We start from the raw sequence: 18996 nt of genomic DNA, 5'->3' as shown, positions 1-18996 counted from the left end.
TTAGCATTAGATATGGAAACGCCTAACGCAGTGCATAATAGAAAAGGCCAGCTTCGAGAGCTGGCCTAATAACTGTCAACCTATATTAGGACGACACAACTTGATAAAAATAACTTGCCTGGTCTTGTCTAACAAAGCGAGTGTCTAACAAAGCGAGTCCTATCTTCGATAAGGGTAGTATTAGCCTTTATCTCTTATTCAATATTCAATCGGTATTCCAATGTGATGTTGGCATTAAGAAGTTGAGATACTGGGCAATTTTCTTTTGCTTCCTGTGCAATTTTCTCAAACTCATCTTCGGTAATCCCTTCAACCTCAGCATCTAAGCTTAGTGCCGATTGAGTTATTTCAAAGCCGTCATCGTTTTTCTCTAAACTGATTTTTGCAGTGGTATTTAACTCGCCGTCATCGTATCCCGCATCTGAAAGCGCAAAAGAGAGTGCCATGGTGAAGCAACTCGCATGCGCCGCACCAATTAATTCCTCGGGGTTGGTTCCCTTTCCATCTTCAAACCGCGTGTTAAAACCATAAGGCTGGTTCGATAAAGCACCGGTTTGTGTAGAAATGCTCCCCTTTCCCTTTTTACCTAGCGGTTTGTAAACTGCACTACCTGATTTGACTATCGACATATCATCTTTCCTTTCATTTTAACTAAACTGATTTTCATGTAGTTGGATAAGATGCAAGTGCTCTGCCGATCATAAGAAATCGCTCTATCCCTTGTCATAGCGGCTTTACAGCCTCATCTTGTAAATGGTGGAATCAGAGACAGTTCCCTTTTTGAAAGAAGACTACAGAGTGAGATGAAAATTTTACTTACATCCTTTTAGTCTTTTTCAGTACCTATGCTTTCGCGCAAAGCCTCAAGCTTCGCAATGTGCGCTTAGAAAAAATGTACGCTTGTAAAACAAAAATGGAATTAACTCGCTGCACCGCGATGAAATTAATTTCAGCTTAAACCGTTCTTTATTTGTTAACCGTATATCTTCGCAAGCTGGGGTCTGACGAATTAAACGCGAAGGTCGCTACAACGTTAAACCAACACATAAAAGGTGAATGATGAAATTAACACTTTCTGCAGTTTTTATTAGCACTGCGTTAAGCGCTTCGGTTTTTACGCCATCAACAAGTGCCGACGAGGCCATACTAGCTGGGGGCTGCTTTTGGTGCATGGAGTCTGATTTTGAAAAGCTAGACGGGGTTACTGATGTGGTGTCGGGGTTCACTGGCGGAAGCGCGCCAAATCCGACTTATAATGGCAATCACAAGGGACACTTTGAGGCGGTAAAGATCACCTATGACGGCGATATGCTTTCTTATAATGATATTCTCGATCATTTTTGGGTGAACATTGACCCTTTCGATGACCGAGGTCAGTTTTGTGATAAGGGACCCAGTTACTTAAGCGCCATCTTTGTAGCAAACGATAAAGAACGTGCTATAGCAGAAAAAACAAAAGCTGACGTGGTAGCCCAATTTCCCAATAAAAAGGTGGTAACGCCCATACTCGATGCTTCTACCTTTTATCCGATAAAAGGCGACGAAATTGGCCATCAAGATTTTTATAAAAAAAGTCCCGTTCGCTATAAGTTCTACCGATGGAACTGTGGACGTGACCAGCGCTTGGAAGAAATTTGGGGCGAGAAAGCCTTGGGTAAGAATAAGTCTTAGCCCAGCAACTTAACATCTGCGCCCAACGCTAAACCAAAGCGATACCAAAAGCCACACCAAAAGAAAGCACGCCGCAAAACACTGGCAGCCCTAAGCTTTTGAATTTGCGCCAAACAAGCACAGTGACAACAGTGCCTATTGCGGTTGCAATCCAACTCGCCGCTGACGGTGCTTTTGGAATAAGTGACGCTCCTAACATAGCGGCAATCATTAACGGCCCTAACACGCTTAGCCACGTAGGTAAACGCGCCTCAGTGTTATTGGCCTTGTGTTTATTAAAGTGACGCTGAGTCCACAGCAACGGTACTACGCGCAATGCATATGTTCCGATGGCCGCTACAACAATAGCTATCCAAATATCAACGTGCATGAGATTGCTTCCTTTCAACGTGCGAGGTGAGAAGATAAAAGGTTATCGCACCGCATAGTGCTGCCAGTGGAATTGCAGCGTTTTTAAAGGCGCTGAGAGCCAAGAAGAGAGCCGCCGTCATTGTAACGAACAAGGTAGCGCTCCATAATTTACTTGAGAATTTAGGCGCGAGTAGCACAAGGAAAAGTGCAGGTAAGGCAAAGGGCATCACGCTGTCTAATATTGGCCATTGTTGGGTAAGGGAGTCTCCTGCGATACCGCCAAGCGCCGTCCCTACGATCCAACTAAGCCACGCCACCATCGATACACCTTTAAACCAATCTACCTTTTTAGCATCGTCCATTAACGGCAAGCGAGTATGGGCTAGCGCAAAAATCTGGTCAGTAAGGCCGTGCATTAAATAGGGCCAAGCTTTACTTTGCGGTAAATAAGGCACCAAGTTGGGCGCATAAACCACATGACGTACATTAACTAATAACGTCATACAAACCGCTAGCCAAAGTGGCGCACCTGATGCCACCATGGCTACCAAAAGAAACTGCGACGCGCCTGCGTAAATGAATACGGAAATTAGCGTGGCTTCCAGCGTAGAAAAACCGGCTTGAACTGCGATCACGCCAAATGAAATGGCTACAGGAATGTAACCACCTAACAAAGGTAACCCGTCAATAACCCCTTGCTTAAGTCCACTTTTTGATGAAAGTTGGCTCATTCCTTTGCCTCTTTGTGATAAACGATTGTGATAAGACATGTCGCCCACTCGTCTCCCGTTTTGTATACGTGGGGCAAATCAGCGTTAAATGCTAAACTTTGACCCGGATGCAGCCATTGAGTATTTCCACTATTCCCAGCTTCCAGAGAGCCGCTAACAACGGTAATCGTTTCTTCTGTTCCTGTGGCGTGAGCTTCTGCCTCTCGAAAAGTATTGGGTGCAACCGACATCCAATAAGCATCAACGTTCGGGATACCTTGTCCTTGCTCAATTAAACGAACTTCTACGCCCTTTTCTCCAACGCTTGCGCTAAGAGGCTGAACTAGCTGACCGAACGGAACGTCTAGTTGTTTAGCTAACCGCCAAATGGTGTCTAGCGTCGGGTTGCCGTTGCCCTGCTCTAATCTTGAAAGGTTAGATTTAGCGATACCTGCCCCTGCTGCCAATTGCGACAGCGAGACACCTTTGTCTTGCCTGAGTTTCTGCAAATGCCTTCCGAGGATGTTGAGCGTTGATTGATTCACACCTTACCAACTTAATGATGTTCCATTTAAAGAACGTTCTATATATAGAACACTTCAAAGTCAAGAAGTTTGTTTTCAATGGGGGTATGGATACGGCGTTGTGCTCACGCCACGATTGGAAAACGTGACAAATGTTAAAAGATGACAAAGTGATGAACTAAAAGGTAACCAATATTTGTGCACAGAAAACAGTCACCTTCGCTTTTTATAAACGCCCATTCGACTTTCTAACGCAAAAGGTCCGACGTAATTTATTAACAAATGCACTACATTTAAATCGCTGAATTGATTAAGAAACCTTATCAGTTACCGTTACTTGCTATCTGAGCGATGCTACGATCTTTTGCATTAAACGAATACGAAAAGCACGAACCTGTGGGCCGTTGATCATTGCTAAATATTACCGACGGTTGCTAAATATTATCGATGATAAGGGCGACTATTCGAAGAGAACCGGCAAACATTCCGTTGAGCCGGTTTTTGCGTTTCATCAAAGCGCTAGTCTGCTGAGCGTCTTTTATCTTTGATGACACACAGACATTGTAAAAATGCACAGCAAAGCTCAACAGACCCTCGCTAAAACAGCCACTAAGTACGTGATTGAACTCAATGAACAAAAGGACGTTTATGACGAATCAAACTGACAAGATTCTTTCTGACCAAGCCTCTTCAAAGCAGGCCTATTCAGAGCAGCACTCAGCGTTGGGTGAATACTCACTGGCCACTATAACCTTTTGGCTGGCTTTCGGAACCTTTGTGATTGGTTGCAGTGAATTTGCGGCAATGGGTTTATTACCTTACTTTGCAGAAGATTTTGGCATTACTGAAAATGTCGCTGGTCACGCAATTAGTGCTTATGCCATTGGTGTTGTAGTGGGCGCGCCGCTTATCACTATCTTTTTTTCCAGGCTTGCAAGACGCACCATGCTTATTTCAATGATGGTATTTTATGCTGGCGGAAACTTGCTAACAGCACTAGCGTGGTCAGAATGGACAATGAATATAGCGCGTTTTATTGCTGGCCTTCCTCATGGCGCTTACTTCGGCATTGCCATGCTCTTTGCTGCAGACATTGCCGGTAAAAATAAACGGGCGCAAGCGGTCAGTAACGTCATTTTAGGCTTGGCTATTGCCAATATTATTGGTGTGCCGTCAATTAGCGGTATTGGGCAAATGTTCGGATGGCGAACTGGCTTCTTTATTATTTCAGCCTTTGCGTTAGTTACTGCATTAATGGTTTGGAAAACCGCACCGTACCGCGGCCCTAATCCAGATGCCAAACCGCTAACCGAGCTTAAAGCTCTGAAAAACAAAGACGTGCTGCTGGTACTACTTATGGGCGCTATTGGCTTTGGTGGTATGTTCTCAGTTTATTCTTATTTCAGCGCCTCTTACCTCAATACAACCTCATCACCTGAGTGGGGAATCTCGGCCACATTGCTTATCTATGGCATAGGCGTAACCTTGGGCAATATTATTGCAGGCCGCTATTCTGAAGGCAGGCTACTGACGTCAGCGATTACGTTTCAGGTTTTACTGGGCCTATCAGCTGCAGCTTACGCTGCGTCGATGGGGAATCCATACTTAATGGCAGCATCACTGTTTTTCATTGGTATCGGTGGTGGCATGGTGGTGCCGCTGCAAACAAGGCTTATGGATGTCGCTGGCGAGGCTCAGACTTTAGCCGGCGCCATGAACCATGCGGCTTTTAACACCGCTAATGCACTTGGCCCTTGGTTGGCAGGAATGACACTGTCAGCGGGTTATGGCTATACATCAACGGGTTGGGTAGGCCTAGCGCTTGCTGGTGGTGGTGTACTGGTGTGGCTGGCCATTGTTATGACTGCTCGCAATACTCAAGTACAAACAGCAACCGTATCTGGTTAAATGAAGGTTTAGCGCTGACAACCTTCGTTGTCAGCGCTTGTTAGTTGTATTCCCTCGGTATTACTCGGCGTCGTTTTCACGCTCAGAGCTATTGCGAGAAGCACTTCCCCACACATCTTCGGGAATGTCTCTTTTGGGCGCTGGCGCACTAGCTATCGCTTCAGCCTGCTTCTTCTCTTGATTTGACCACTTAACACGAATTTTCTTACCGTCGATAACTTTGGCGTTAAGTTTTTCAATGGCTTTATCGGTTTCTTCTTGCGTGCTCATTTCTACGAAACCAAAGCCCTTAGATAAGCCAGAAGCCTCATCCATCACCAAGTCGCACGACGCTATGTTGCCAAACTCGAAAAACAAGTCTTCAAGATTTTCCTGAGTAAATGTTTTAGGTAAATTGCGAACTAATATGCTCAAATTTATGTCCTACTTTTTAGGTGATTATGGATGAACGGGTGTTATTAACTTTCTTGGTTACGCAGAAACACAAGTTCCGTTGATGAACTTTGTTCTTCGCTAAACACATAGCCATCTACGTCGAAGTTTTTCAGACCTTCTACGTCTTCTACACGGTTTTCAAGAATATAACGCGCCATTAAACCACGGGCTTTCTTCGCGAAGAAACTGATAATTTTATACTGACCATTCTTGCAGTCTTTAAATGTTGGCGTAATGATCATGCCATCTAAAGATTTTTTCTTCACTGCTTTAAAGTACTCATTTGAAGCAAGGTTGATCAACACATTGTCACCCTGTGCTTCTAATGCCTTATTTAGCACATAAGTAATGCGATCATCCCAAAACGCATACAGGTCTTTTCCTTCAGGGTTTGCTAATTTAGTGCCCATTTCTAAACGATAGGCCTGCATTAAGTCTAAAGGACGAAGCAATCCGTATAGGCCAGACAAAATTCGAAGATGTTTTTGCGCATATTCTACCGTTTCGCTATCAAGCGAGTAAGCATCTAACCCAGTATACACATCACCATTAAACGCATACATTGCTTGGCGTGCATTATCGGGCGAAAATGGCGTAGAAAACTCAGCAAAACGGTTGGCGTTCAACGTTGCTAACTTGTCGCTTATCTTCATCAGCGATGATAAGTCAGCAGGCGATAAGGTGCGGCAAACTTCCATCAAACGTTCAGTGTCTTCAAGCATGGCAGGCTGAGTGAACTGGCTCACAGGAATTTCGCTTTCAAAATCTAAATTAGCAAAGCGTGGGAATGCAGGAATGGCTGTTCCCTTTCAAATTCCCAGAATGAAGCTAGGAAGCTTGCCAGACCTTCCCGAAGGGCGAGTTTAAAATGCCCGTACTCTTTGTTGTGCCACCTTAATGTAGAACCACTATACCTGCGGTGACACGCCGCGATTACGAGCATTTTAACTCTCGCTGAGTGGGTAATGATCTATGCGGAATGGTATTACACTGGTATTGTACCACCTGATACGCTTTAAAAAGCAAAATGGCATAAGAAAGACGTAAATTGGCTTAACAGAGAAATCCGATTAGCCATTTTGTCGCTATTCAATGTATGAATTGTCACACGGGTTTGATATAAATAGCGTTACAAATAATTATTCAAACAATAATTGAGATACACCCTCCGTGAACGTACCTCAATTACCAAAGCGCTGCATGTACCAGTACTTATTAAAGAACTAAGAACTGGTAAAAAAGAACGTAAGCGCAAAGCCCTACACACGCGCAAGCGAACCGTTTTATTCAACTGGCTTTTCCAGCGAGTTGTCCAAATTTATTTTGATAAAGAACAGAGAGAATTATGAGCAATCAGTTAGCTTCATTACGTGATATCACTACCGTTGTTGCCGACACGGGCGACATCGATGCCATTAAAAAGTATCAACCAGTCGATGCCACAACTAACCCGTCGCTACTTTTAAAAGCGGCTGGTCTTCCTCAATATGCAAGCCTAATTGATGATGCTGTAGCATGGGCAAAACTTCAGTCAAACGACGCTGACCAGCAGCTTACCGATGCAGCAGACAAACTAGCGGTAGCCATTGGTAAAGAAATCTCTGCAACTATTCCAGGCCGAATCTCAACTGAAGTAGACGCACGCCTATCGTTCGACACTGCCGCCACTATCGAAAAAGCGGAACGTTTGGTTCAGCTATATGAAGACGCGGGTATCGATAAGTCACGCATTCTTATTAAAATTGCCTCTACTTGGGAAGGTATTCAGGCAGCAGAAGAGCTAGAGAAGAAAGGCATTCAGTGTAACTTAACGCTTCTATTTAGCTTCGCCCAAGCACAAGCTTGTGCAGAGGCCGGTGTTTATCTTATCTCTCCATTCGTAGGGCGCATTTTAGACTGGTACAAAAAAGCGACCGGTACTGAGTCTTACGCACCAGATGAAGATCCAGGCGTAGTATCTGTAACTAAAATTTATAACTACTACAAAGACCACGGCTACAATACCGTAGTGATGGGCGCAAGCTTCCGTAACATTGGTGAAATTCAAGCGTTGGCAGGTTGTGATCGTCTAACCATTAGCCCAGCACTGCTAGAAGAACTGGCAAACGAGCCTGGCGATCTAGAGGTTAAACTTAAAGACAATGGCGCTACAAAAACACCAGGTGACCGCTTAACAGAAAGCGAATTCCGCTGGGCAATGAACGAAGATGCAATGGCAACCGAAAAGCTGTCTGAAGGCATCCGCAACTTCGCCGCAGATCAGGAAAAACTTGAAACCATGCTTCGCGAAAAACTAAGCGCGTAAGGGCTATTGAAACAATGAGTGTTTTAACTTCTCTTCCTGAATGGAAAAAACTGTCTGAACTTGCTGCAACGGTAAAAGATGCGCACATGCGCGACTGGTTTGCACAAGATGCAAATCGCGCGAACAAGATGCAGCTTGAAGCCTGCGGTATTTTTCTTGATTACTCGAAAAACCGTGTAAATGATGACGCGCTTAAAGGACTTTTCGACCTTGCCCGAGCCTGCAAACTAGAAACCCTTCGCAACGCGATGTTTTCTGGTGAGCAGATTAACTCAACAGAAGGTCGCGCTGTGCTTCACACCGCACTTCGTAATTTCTCAGACCGTAAAGTACTGGTAGATGGCGAAGACGTAATGCCTGAAGTGCATGCTACGCTTGCAAAAATTGAAGCGTTTACCGCATCGGTTCACAGCGGTGAACACAAAGGTTATACCGGCAAGCCTATCAAGCACATTGTGGCAATTGGTATTGGTGGTTCGTTCCTTGGTCCTAAGATTATGACCGAGGCACTTAAGCCGCATACCGTTGATGCCGTGAAAGTTCACTTTGTTGCCAACGTTGATGGTTGCCACATTCACGATGTGCTATCTAGCGTAGATTTTGAAGAAACTTTGGTGGTCATGTCATCAAAGTCGTTCTCTACCCAAGAGACGCTTCAAAATACACTTACGGCTAAAGACTGGTTCTTAAAGTCTGGCGGTACACAAGAAGATATTGCTAAACACTTTGTAGCCGTGTCTTCAAACGTTAAAGCAGCCACCGAGTTTGGTATTAGCGCCGACAATATTTTCCCTATGTGGGATTGGGTAGGCGGTCGTTACTCACTGTGGTCTGCTATTGGCCTGCCTATCTCGCTAGCCCTTGGGTTTGAAAACTTCAAAGGCTTACTTGAAGGTGCGTTTGACATGGACACCCATTTCACAACCGCACCGCTAGAAGAAAACATGCCTGTTCTACTTGCACTGTTAGGCGTATGGTACAGAAACTTTTTCGATGCACAGTCTCATGTGTTGCTGCCTTATTACCACTATCTTCGCGGCTTACCAGCTTACGTACAGCAGTTAGATATGGAAAGTAATGGTAAAGAAGTGACGCAAGAAGGTGAGCACGTAGATTACCCTACTGGCCCAATTATTTGGGGCAGTGAAGGTACAAACGGCCAGCATAGCTTCCATCAGCTTATTCACCAAGGTTCAGGCGTTATTCCAGCAGACTTCATGTTGCCACTTAACGTTCCTAACCAGGACGACACGCATCACGCTATGCTTGCGTCTAACTGTTTTGGTCAAACCCAGGCACTAATGCAGGGTAAAACCTTTGAAGAGTGTTATGCAGACCTTGACGGTAAAGGCCTAGACGACGCTGAACGCAAACGCTTGGCCGCTCATAAAACCATGCCTGGCAACAAGCCTAGCAATACTTTCTTGTTTGATAGCCTTACGCCTAAAACACTTGGCGCGCTGGTTGCAATGTATGAACATAAGGTATTCGTTCAGGGTGTTATCTGGAACCTTAACTCATTCGACCAATGGGGCGTTGAGTTAGGTAAAGTACTAGGAAACCAAGTACTTGCAGGCATTCAAGGCGAGGCAGACAAAGATAATTTCGACGCTTCAACACAACAATTGATTGCCAAATTCAGAGCAGCGAATGCACCAAAATAAGGAATGCGAGGTGATTTAAAATCACCCAATTGGTGCAAATAACAAACTGAACGGCTAGCTTTTTCGAAAGCTAGCCGTTTTTTGTTGCGGTTTTCATCAACAATACGACAGACATTTTTGATATCCGTAACACTGTACAATTGATTACTAGCAAAACAAATAGGATCAATTACATACAGTTATTGTTCACGCTTTAAATACACTGGACATTTCCTTACCGTTGTCATCATATCGTCACAATTTGTTAATAAAAGGTAAATTAAACTATTTTATTTTAGTGGCGGCTGTGATACAAAATTGTACAGAGGGAATTAAAAACAAAAACTCTGTATTAGTTGTAGTGGTATAAAAAGGAGATCCCAGTGGATAAATCAGATCTATTTGCCATGTTAGACATCGAAGCAAGCCCAGCAAAAACCAAAAGCAAAAAACGTAAGTGGAGAGAAATCGAAGCGCTACAAGATCGCTACAAATTAGAAAAAGAACTGGCCGAACTCGACTGTGGTTTCGAGTACGAGCTAGAGACACTGGAAAGATAAAACGAAGGCCGCCTGTTACACAGGCGGCCTTTTTACTTTCTAGCGTGCTGTAAATGCTTCACTTGCAAGCATGGTGTCTCTTCGCTGGCTCTATGTAATAGCGTATTAGCTAAGGAATATGCTCTGTGCCTAATTGCGGCCAGACCGCATAACATGTCTCATAGCTATTTAGGCATTTATCTAGTGAGTCATTGATAGGCCCTGAATAAGGCAACCACACTTGCTGTGTGGCTAGCTGCTATTTATGCCAGTACTATACCTGCCAATTAATGGGTTCTTTGCCCTTAGCAATAAGGTATTCGTTTGTTTGGCTGAAGTGTTTGCAACCTAAAAAGCCTCTGTGTGCTGAGAGTGGCGACGGATGAGGCGCATGTAAAACGTGGTGTTTTTCACGGTTAATGTGCTTACCTTTCTTTTGCGCATGGCTTCCCCACAGAAGAAACACAACGTTTTGGCAGTGCTCATTGACTACATCGATAACCTTATCGGTGAAGATTTCCCATCCCCATTTCGCGTGGCTATGTGCTTTGCCCTGTTCAACGGTCAATACAGTATTAAGTAGCAATACGCCCTGCTCCGCCCACGACGTCAGCGTGCCGTGATTAGGCTCGGTGAAACCATCAATGTCAGACAACAGCTCTTTGTACATATTTTTAAGCGATGGCGGTGTTTTAACGCCAGCTTTTACTGAAAAACAAAGTCCATGGGCTTGATTAGGACCGTGATACGGATCTTGACCTAAGATCACGACTTTTACTTCGTCTAGCGGCGTGTATTTAAGCGCATTGAATACGTCAGACTGAGGCGGGTAGATAACGCTTCCCGCTTCACGAGCGTGCTTCACGCGCTCAAGCAACGTAACAAAATAGTCTTTTTGCTTTTCATCACTAAGCGCGCTTTGCCATGTTGTAGCCGAGGGTGTCATTACTTAAGCAAATCCATCATATGCTGCTTAAGTGCCTCGTAAGACGCTGGCAAGTCTACCGCTAAGCTGTCTTCGCCTGCTACATCGGCCAACGCTTTCGGTAAGCTGATTGGATTACCTAGCACGTTTTCAACGGTTTCTCTGAACTTAGCCGGGTGCGCTGTTCCTAAGAACAAACCAATTTCGCCGTCTTCTAAGTCGTGACTTACTGCGCGATAGGCAATCGCGGCATGTGGCTCGCTGGTATAGCCTTGTTGCGCTAATTGACGCATAGCAAGCTGCGTATATTCTTCGTCAACCATCTCACCTTTAAGACACGCTTTGTCGATATAGCCACGCTCAATAAGCGCCTCTATTCGCGGCCAATTATTAGGCTGACTTACATCCATTGCGTTAGACATGGTCGCAACCGTCGCCTTAGGTTCCCACTCGCCGGTTTTAAGGTAGCGAGGTACCGTGTCGTTTAAGTTAGTTGCTGCGATAAAACGCTTTATAGGTAAACCTAACGATTTAGCAATCATGCCAGCCGTAAGGTTACCAAAGTTACCACTAGGTACTGAAATAACGAGTTGATCTCGTTTCTCTTTTGGCAACTGACTTACTGCTTCAAAGTAATAGCAAACCTGCGCTAGTAAACGGCTGATGTTGATTGAGTTTGCTGAGTTCAGGTGAAGGCCTTCACGTACGTCAGGGTCGTCAAACGCGGTTTTTACGAGTGATTGACATGCGTCAAAGTCTGACTCAACAGCAACGGTATGAATGTTACCGCCTAGCGTAGTGAATAGCTTTTCCTGCAGCGAGCTAATCTTGCCCTTTGGAAACAAAATAACCACGTTGATATTGTCGATGCCGTGAAATGCATGTGCAACCGCTGCGCCGGTATCACCTGAAGTCGCTGTTAGAATGGTAACTGGCTTCCCTTCGCTAATACGCGACAGGGTTTGCGCCATAAAGCGGCCGCCAAAATCTTTAAACGCCAGCGTTGGACCATGGAAAAGCTCTAAGCAGTATACGTTATCGTTGACCTGCTCAACTGGTGCACCAAAAGCAAATGCGGTCTGAACAATTTCTTCTAGCTCGCCATTATTCAGCTCATCGCCGATAAGGGCGCGAAGTACTTCAATACTGCGCTCTACAAATGGCTTTTCCAACAATTCGTCAATATTGTCTAGGGTAGGAATATGCTCTGGAAAATAAAGCCCTTGGTTTTTACCTAAGCCCCGCTTAACGGCTTCAGCAAAATTTGCTGTGTCCGATGAATCTTTTAAATTTACCAATTCCACTTGCTGTTACCTTTTTATGTGGGCAAGTACTCTGCCCTTTTAATCTTTTAAAAAATTATTGTGCTTTTAGGAAATCATTTGCCTTTAAGAAACCATATAACTTAAAAAGCTATGTACCTTAAGAAACAATGGTGCCTTGGCTTGGTATTTGGCACACATGGCTAAAGCCATCTTCATTTTGAATGTAGTTCTCTGTTAAATAGGCGGCGACTTTTTCCGCCTGCGCTTTACTTGGACACACGGCAAAAACCGTAGGTCCCGAGCCAGAAATACCAAAAGCGAGCGCACCCGCTTGCTCACTAAACGCACGAGCGTCATCAAAGCCAGGCAGTAGCGATTTTCTGTAAGGTTCGGCTATAACATCGTTCATTACCGATGCTGCCAAATCAAAGTTACCTACATGTAAGGCATGTACAAACACACCTAGCTGTCGACCAAAGGTTAGTGCCGTCGCCATTTCCACCTGTTTAGGCAAGATATCGCGAGCAGCCGCCGTTGATACGCTAATGCCTGAATAACAAACGGCATAGTACCATTCGTCGTTTAAGGGCAACGACAGTGTGACCGGCGCATCGCTACCTGTCATTAACGTCATACCACCTAAGTAACAGGGAGCAACATTATCATAGTGAATACTACCGCTTATTTGGCCTTCTAATTCGCCCATCATTATAAGCAGAGTATCTTCATCGAACGGGGTGTCGAAGTAAACATTTAACGCTGCAAACGCTGCCACAATAGAGCTTGCGCTTGAACCCAACCCGCTGCCTATTGGAAGGTTTTTATGAAGCGTAAGCGCAACAGGAGAGGTTGTTTTTCCAGCCTTTTCCATTTGCTCACAGAAATAGTGATAGCACTTAGTTACAATATTACTGTCTGCATCGCCCGGGAGTTTGTGAGCGAAGCGCCCCACCGTTTCTAATGAAAATGACTCAGCCGCCTTTATTTCAACTTCATCACCTAGCTTAGTGCCATCAACGGGCGCAAGCGCTGCGCCCAGTACGTCAAAGCCTAAGCTCACATTTCCTATTGATGCCGGCGCGAAGGCCGTAAATGCTTTCATATTATTACTCTTACTTCGCTTGTGGCGTGCTCTTTATATTAGCGCTTCAAATTAGCTCAATAAATTAGCGCTTTAAATCGATGCCACAACATTACTGGACTAAGTCACACCTTCGAATATCTTACTTTAGCCGCCTATCTACGCTAAGCAAGCTAAGCGTTATTTAGCCCTTAGTGAGCCATTTGCTTCCACGGCATAGTACGCAGAATGTCAGCAAACACCCCTGCTGCTGTTACCGTACCACCTGCTCCATATCCTCTAATTACATAAGGGATTGGGCTATAGTAGTCACTGTTAATCGCCAGCGCGTTTTCACCGTCTTTTACCTGCGAAAGAGGGTTGCTCGCTGGTACAGCCTGAATGCTTACTTTGCATTTTCCGTCTTCAATGCTTCCGATATAACGAAGCACTTTACCTTCTGCTTTAGCCGCTTCAACCTTTTCACCAAACGACGCATCTAACTCTGGCAGCTTCTGCATAAACTCGTCAATTGAACAATCTTCGGCAAAGCCTTTTGGCAGCACAGACTCAATTTCAATGTCAGATAGCTCTAATGCTAAATCAGCTTCACGAGCCATAATAAGCAACTTACGCGCTACGTCCATGCCGCTTAAGTCATCGCGCGGGTCTGGCTCGGTGAAACCATTGTCTTTGGCTGTTTGTGTCGCTTGCGACAGGCTCATGCCCTCTTCAAGTTTGCCAAATACATAAGACAAACTGCCCGATAGAATTCCTTCAAAGCGGTGTAAGGTGTCGCCGGCGCTGAATAGCTTTTGCAAGTTATCAATAACCGGTAGCCCTGCGCCGACAGTGGTTTCGTAAAGGTACTGACGATTTGTCGATTGCGCGGTCTTACGAAGCTTACGGTAGTAAGACATTGCGCTCGTGTTCGCCTTTTTATTTGGCGTTACCACGTGAAAACCGCTTTCCATCATATCTACATATTGCTCTGCAATCGCTTCGTGACTAGTACAGTCAACAATCACCGGGTTTACCAGACTATTGTCGTTAGCGAACTGATGCAGGCGCTCTACGCTTAATCCTTCGCTTGCCGATTCAAGTGCCGCTTTCCAGTCACCGCTTAAATCAATACCTTGACTGTTTAACAGCAGTTTCCGGCTATTTGCAATGCCATAAACTCTCAGCTGAACATTGCGTTTTAACAATGCAGGCTGTTGTTTTTCAATTTGACCTAGCAGTTCGGTTCCCACATTGCCACACCCTACTAGGAATACGTCGATGGTATGGCGGTCAGAGAAAAAATTCTGGTGAATGACTTTTACCGCTTTCTTAGCACGCTTACTTTCAATTACCGTTGAAATAGAGCGCTCTGAAGAGCCTTGAGCAATAGCTACGTTGTTTACCCGCGCTTGGGCAAGCGAGTTAAAGAAACGCGCTGCCAAGCCTTTGGTTTGACGCATACCGTCACCAACCAAAGTGACAATGGCTAGGTCATGACGCACTTCAATGGGGTCTAGTAATTGGTTTTGAAGCTCTAGCGCGAACGCATCTTCAAGAAGCGTTAACGCTCGGCTGGCGTCTTTGCTTTGGATACAGAAACTGATTGAGTATTCTGAAGAAGACTGGGTAATAAGGCTTATTGAAATATTGGCGTTCGACATCACCTCAAACACACGGCTTGCCATACCTACCATACCTTTAAGGCCAGGACCTGCAACGTTAAACATGGTGACGTTATCAAGCTGTGAAATACCTTTAACTGACGTCCACACCTCGCTTTTTTCATTGCTGATTAGCGTACCTGGCGCAGCTGGGTTTAATGTATTTCTGATCAAACAAGGAATGTGGTGCTGAGCGATAGGACCGATAGTTTTCGGATGAAGCACTTTTGCGCCGAAATAAGACAGCTCCATCGCTTCTTGATAGGTAAGCTTGTCTAACAGCACTGCCCCTTCAACTTGATTCGGGTCAGCGTTATAAACACCGTCTACGTCTGTCCAAATTTCACAGCAATTTGCGTCTATACACGCCGCTAAAATGGCCGCTGAATAGTCTGAGCCGTTACGCCCAAGCGTGACTTTCTCGCCCTCTTCGTTAGCAGCAACAAACCCCGGCATGACAAGAAATTCACTGCCGTCAGTAGGCACATCTGAAAAGCGTGCTTTACTAAGCGACACATCGGCAATGCTGTCTAGGTAATCGCCTTCGGCCAGCACATACTTAACCGGGTCGATAACGCGATTAGCGATACCTTTGGCAGATAGCATAGCGCTAAAAAGCGTCACCGAGATGTACTCACCAATACTTAGAATACCGGCAGCAACATTATCAGGTGCAACACCAAGCAGCTTTATACCTTCAAGGTGCTGTTTTAGTACTGAAAGGTGACTATTAATGAATTCTACCACGCTTGCATGTGCAAACCCGTCGAGTTCTTCGTTTAGGTTGTTGGCGATGCCGGTAACCGTGTCGTTCAACTTATTGAATAACGGCTGGAAATCTTCACCCGCGGCTGCTTGTTCACATAGTAGTGAAAGCGCGTTCGTTACCCCCTTTGGGGCAGAGAGTACAACCGCAGCACCGTCGGTTTGGTGGGTTGCCGTGCTAATCTCCATAACGCGCATGTATCGCGGTGCATCGGCTAGAGAAGAACCCCCAAACTTTAAGACTTTCATATGCTGCTCCTTAAGGTTACGCATGCTAAAACGTGTGTAAAAAAAAGCCCGCTCTGTGTTAGGCGGGCTTTCGTTGTCTTTTGCTTACTTGCACTAGTCAGCGACCGCCCTTTTTAAGGTGGTAATTAACATAATGGTGGTGCGAGTAAGTAGAATCTTTTTCATACAAGCAATTTGCCGTATAGACGTCTATATGTCAACCGCAGTTTTCACTACACTGTGTTGCAAAAAGTGCAACACTCTTTAATTATTATTTCTTTTTAAGGTACAAATACGAGTTCAAGCAGTTTCTTTGCTGGCTTACTAGTATTCAAGTAGCTTTGAACAACCCCTTATTTCTAAGATCATTCAAACCTAACTCACTCAATCAAAACCTTTCTTTAAGCCAAACTCGCCTTCAAAAATGGGGCTGTTGCACTTTGCTGAACTTTGGCAACCTCCTCTGGTCTGCCTTCAGCAACTATTTCTCCTCCCTCATCACCAGCGCCTGGCCCCATATCAATAATGTAGTCGCAAGCCCCAGCCACCTGCATATTGTGCTCAACCATCACCACAGTATTCCCCGCTTCAACTAACGTGCTTAAATGCTGCATAAGTAATGCAGTGTCTGAGAGATGTAAACCTGTTGTAGGTTCATCAAGCACGTATAGGGTATTAGCATTTTGAGCACGTTTAAGTTCTGACGCTAATTTAATGCGCTGCGCCTCGCCACCTGATAATTCAGTGGCACTTTGCCCAAGGGTTAGATAGCCAAGCCCTACGTTCATTAGCGTTTTAAGTCCCCGCGTAATAACTTGATTACCACTAAATACAGATAGTGCTTCTTCAACCGTAAGCGATAATACATCAGCGATAGAATGCTCGTTGTAACCAACTTCCAGTACGTTATCGTTAAAACGCTGACCGTTACAAACAGTACAGGGGGAATAAACACTCGGCATAAACAGTAGTTCTACCGATACCACACCCAAGCCTTCACAATGTGAGCATCGCCCTTTTGCAACGTTAAACGAGAAATGACCCGCATCGTAACCACGGGATTTTGCTTCTTCGGTTGAAGCAAATAAACTTCTGATTTGGTCAAATATGCCGGTATAGGTTGCCAAAGTTGAACGGGGTGTCCTGCCGATTGGAGACTGATCTACCACAACTATACGACTTAACTCTTCAAGTCCGCTTTCAATAAAGCCTTGTAGCGGTTCACTTTTATGTGAAAAAGTGTCGTTAGTAAGAAGCGAATTGGCGTCAGTAAGCAGTTCTTTCGTTTCTTCCGTTTCTCTCGTTTCATTCGCTCGCATCCCTTCTTTCTCAGCAGAGTTTAAACCACCTTTGACTAACTCAACTAATGCTTGGCTAATTAAACTCGACTTTCCAGAGCCGGAAACGCCAGTGACACAGGTCATCACACCTAGTGGAATATCAATATCAACATGGCTGACATTATTTCTGGACACGTCTTTTAAACGCAATACCCCTGACGATTTACACTTGATACGCTGGCTTAGGGCTTTATTGTTAAAGACATAGTCTGCCGTTAAAGAGTTTTTTGTGCTTGCCAATTCTTTAACCGGCCCACTATAGACAAGCTCACCTCCGTTCACTCCCGCTCTAGGTCCTACATCTACAACCCAGTTAGCGCCTTTGATGACGTAAGGGTTGTGCTCGACAACGAGCAGTGAATTTCCCGTTTCGGTAATATTGTGAAGCGCGCGAATAAGCCCTTCTACGTCACGAGGGTGAAGACCGGATGAAGGCTCATCCATAACAAAGACAACGCCAAATAAATTCGATTTAAGCTGGGTCGCCAGACGCAATCGCTGTAGTTCGCCTACTGAGATACTTGTTGTACTTCTATCTAACGAAAGGTAATGAAGCCCAAGTGCTATTATAGGCTTCACTCTTTCAATAAGGTCGCCCGTAATATTGCGTATCACCTGACCACGCTCTGAAGTATCGCCGTTGACTGACTTTCTTAACGCCTGAAGCTTTTCGTGAACTTGCTGTAGTGGCAGTCTTGAAAACTCAATAATATCTAAGCCATCAACTTTCACTGCCAGCGCATTTTGCTTAAGCTTTTTTCCACGGCAAACCGGACATGCTTCAACAGATATAAAGGGAGCAATTCGCTGCTTCATTTTCTCTTTTTGAGACGTTTTAAAGGTATCGAGCACATGACGTCGCGCACTGATAAACTTGCCATTGTAGCTAGCAGGTTCGCCCTCTTGCTGCGCTTTTCGGGTTTGCGCTAGGTTATAGTTTCGGTATACAGGTAACTGAGGCATTTCGTCGGTAAATAAGATCCAGTCACGGGTTCTTTGAGGCAGTTCACGCCATGGAATATCAACATCGATATCTAGCGATAACAGTACCCTTACTAGGTTTTTGCCCTGCCACGCACCAGGCCAAGCTGCCACAGCACCCTCTCGTATGGTGAGGCTGTCGTCGGGTACAAGGCGATGAGCTTGTGTGTCAAAAACTTTTCCAATACCGTCACAGTGTTCACATGCACCTTCGGGCGTATTAGGAGAAAGCCCGTCTGCGTAGACAATGCTCTGCCCTTTGGGATAATCCCCAGCCCGGGAATAAAGCATTCGCAGACTATTAGAAAGCGTGGTGATACTACCAACGGAAGACCGAACTGAAGGTGCGCCCCGACGCTGGTGCAGGCCCACAGCAGGCGGTAAGCCGTCAATCGCGTCTACGTCAGGTTTCTCCACCTGCTCAATTAGTCGCCTTGCATAAGGTGATATCGAATCTAAATAGCGGTGCTGAGCTTCTGCGTAAAGCGTACCGAAAGCCAAAGAAGATTTTCCTGAGCCAGATACACCGGTAAACACCACCACTTCATTTCGCGGTATATCGATGCTGATATTTTTTAGGTTGTGTACACGGGCGCCGCGTACGTGAATTTTTCCCTCATTATTGTGCACTTCATCACCTGCATATCACCTTTATTAAAGAATATTTAGATACAGGCGCTAT

General features: G+C 45.1%; 16 protein-coding genes. 5 read left to right on the top strand and 11 right to left on the bottom strand.

The genetic code is table 11. The features are described from left to right. Nucleotides 1-194: 194 nt before the first annotated feature. Nucleotides 195-629: an OsmC family protein gene (locus MHM99_RS05950; protein ID WP_014950474.1), complete on the bottom strand. Its 435-nt coding sequence runs from the start codon at nt 627-629 to the stop codon at nt 195-197. A gap of 430 nt (nt 630-1059) precedes the next feature. On the opposite strand from MHM99_RS05950, the gene msrA reads away from it, so the two are divergent. Next, complete coding sequence (gene msrA, locus MHM99_RS05945) at nt 1060-1671, top strand: peptide-methionine (S)-S-oxide reductase MsrA (protein WP_014950475.1); 612 nt, start codon at nt 1060-1062, stop codon at nt 1669-1671. A gap of 28 nt (nt 1672-1699) precedes the next feature. Here msrA and MHM99_RS05940 read toward each other — a convergent pair whose 3' ends face one another. The 3 genes from MHM99_RS05940 to MHM99_RS05930 are packed head-to-tail and all read right to left on the bottom strand — an operon-like array spanning nt 1700 to nt 3241. Next, a complete protein-coding gene (locus MHM99_RS05940) occupies nt 1700-2041 on the bottom strand; it encodes an AzlD domain-containing protein (RefSeq protein ID WP_014950476.1) in 342 nt (113 codons plus the stop codon). Then, nucleotides 2031-2753: an AzlC family ABC transporter permease gene (locus tag MHM99_RS05935; RefSeq protein ID WP_039226313.1), complete on the bottom strand. Its 723-nt coding sequence runs from the start codon at nt 2751-2753 to the stop codon at nt 2031-2033. The genes MHM99_RS05940 and MHM99_RS05935 overlap by 11 nt, the downstream gene beginning before the upstream one ends. Beyond that, nucleotides 2750-3241 carry a helix-turn-helix transcriptional regulator gene (locus MHM99_RS05930; protein WP_080589203.1) on the bottom strand — a complete coding sequence of 164 codons (492 nt, stop codon included), beginning with the start codon at nt 3239-3241 and terminating at the stop codon, nt 2750-2752. Before MHM99_RS05930 ends, MHM99_RS05935 begins: the two co-directional genes overlap by 4 nt. 663 nt (nt 3242-3904) lie before the next feature. On the opposite strand from MHM99_RS05930, the gene MHM99_RS05925 reads away from it, so the two are divergent. Continuing rightward, nucleotides 3905-5164, top strand: coding sequence for an MFS transporter (locus MHM99_RS05925; protein WP_039232054.1), 1260 nt, complete (start codon nt 3905-3907; stop codon nt 5162-5164). Between the two features lie 60 nt (nt 5165-5224). On the opposite strand, the gene MHM99_RS05920 is transcribed toward MHM99_RS05925, so the two are convergent. Both MHM99_RS05920 and yaaA read right to left on the bottom strand, forming a co-directional pair. Further along, a complete protein-coding gene (locus MHM99_RS05920) occupies nt 5225-5578 on the bottom strand; it encodes an RNA-binding protein (RefSeq protein WP_239218527.1) in 354 nt (117 codons plus the stop codon). Nucleotides 5579-5622: 44 nt separating this feature from the next. After that, nucleotides 5623-6396 (bottom strand): peroxide stress protein YaaA, encoded by a 774-nt coding sequence (gene yaaA / locus MHM99_RS05915; protein ID WP_343213274.1) that lies wholly within the window; start codon nt 6394-6396, stop codon nt 5623-5625. Nucleotides 6397-6944: 548 nt separating this feature from the next. Here yaaA and tal point away from each other — a divergent pair. The 3 genes from tal (at nt 6945) to MHM99_RS05900 (ending at nt 10107) form a co-directional block, all read left to right on the top strand. After that, complete coding sequence (gene tal / locus MHM99_RS05910) at nt 6945-7904, top strand: transaldolase (RefSeq protein ID WP_039226298.1); 960 nt, start codon at nt 6945-6947, stop codon at nt 7902-7904. A 14-nt stretch (nt 7905-7918) separates the two neighbouring features. After that, nucleotides 7919-9568 carry a glucose-6-phosphate isomerase gene (gene pgi / locus MHM99_RS05905; protein ID WP_239218525.1) on the top strand — a complete coding sequence of 550 codons (1650 nt, stop codon included), beginning with the start codon at nt 7919-7921 and terminating at the stop codon, nt 9566-9568. A 362-nt stretch (nt 9569-9930) separates the two neighbouring features. Further along, nucleotides 9931-10107, top strand: a complete 177-nt coding sequence (locus MHM99_RS05900) for a DUF3545 family protein (RefSeq protein ID WP_012519516.1) — start codon at nt 9931-9933, stop codon at nt 10105-10107. A 253-nt stretch (nt 10108-10360) separates the two neighbouring features. On the opposite strand, the gene ung is transcribed toward MHM99_RS05900, so the two are convergent. From ung to MHM99_RS05875, 5 genes are all read right to left on the bottom strand, one after another. Then, nucleotides 10361-11032, bottom strand: a complete 672-nt coding sequence (ung, locus tag MHM99_RS05895) for a uracil-DNA glycosylase (protein WP_239218523.1) — start codon at nt 11030-11032, stop codon at nt 10361-10363. Next, the gene (gene thrC, locus MHM99_RS05890) at nt 11032-12315 is read right to left on the bottom strand and encodes a threonine synthase (RefSeq protein WP_239218521.1); all 1284 of its coding nucleotides are present in this window, start codon (nt 12313-12315) and stop codon (nt 11032-11034) included. The genes ung and thrC overlap by 1 nt, the downstream gene beginning before the upstream one ends. A 118-nt stretch (nt 12316-12433) precedes the next feature. Next, nucleotides 12434-13378 (bottom strand): homoserine kinase, encoded by a 945-nt coding sequence (gene thrB / locus MHM99_RS05885; protein WP_168462930.1) that lies wholly within the window; start codon nt 13376-13378, stop codon nt 12434-12436. A 170-nt stretch (nt 13379-13548) separates the two neighbouring features. Next, nucleotides 13549-16014, bottom strand: coding sequence for a bifunctional aspartate kinase/homoserine dehydrogenase I (thrA, locus tag MHM99_RS05880; RefSeq protein ID WP_239218519.1), 2466 nt, complete (start codon nt 16012-16014; stop codon nt 13549-13551). A 380-nt stretch (nt 16015-16394) separates the two neighbouring features. Then, the gene (locus MHM99_RS05875) at nt 16395-18944 is read right to left on the bottom strand and encodes an excinuclease ABC subunit UvrA (RefSeq protein ID WP_239218517.1); all 2550 of its coding nucleotides are present in this window, start codon (nt 18942-18944) and stop codon (nt 16395-16397) included. Nucleotides 18945-18996 lie beyond the last annotated feature (52 nt).

The sequence above is a fragment of the Alteromonas sp. MmMcT2-2 genome (assembly GCF_022348305.1).
GTDB lineage: Bacteria > Pseudomonadota > Gammaproteobacteria > Enterobacterales > Alteromonadaceae > Alteromonas > Alteromonas macleodii.
The sequence above is the reverse complement of the archived record's forward strand: the minus strand, read 5'-3'. Positions and strand labels throughout refer to the sequence as shown.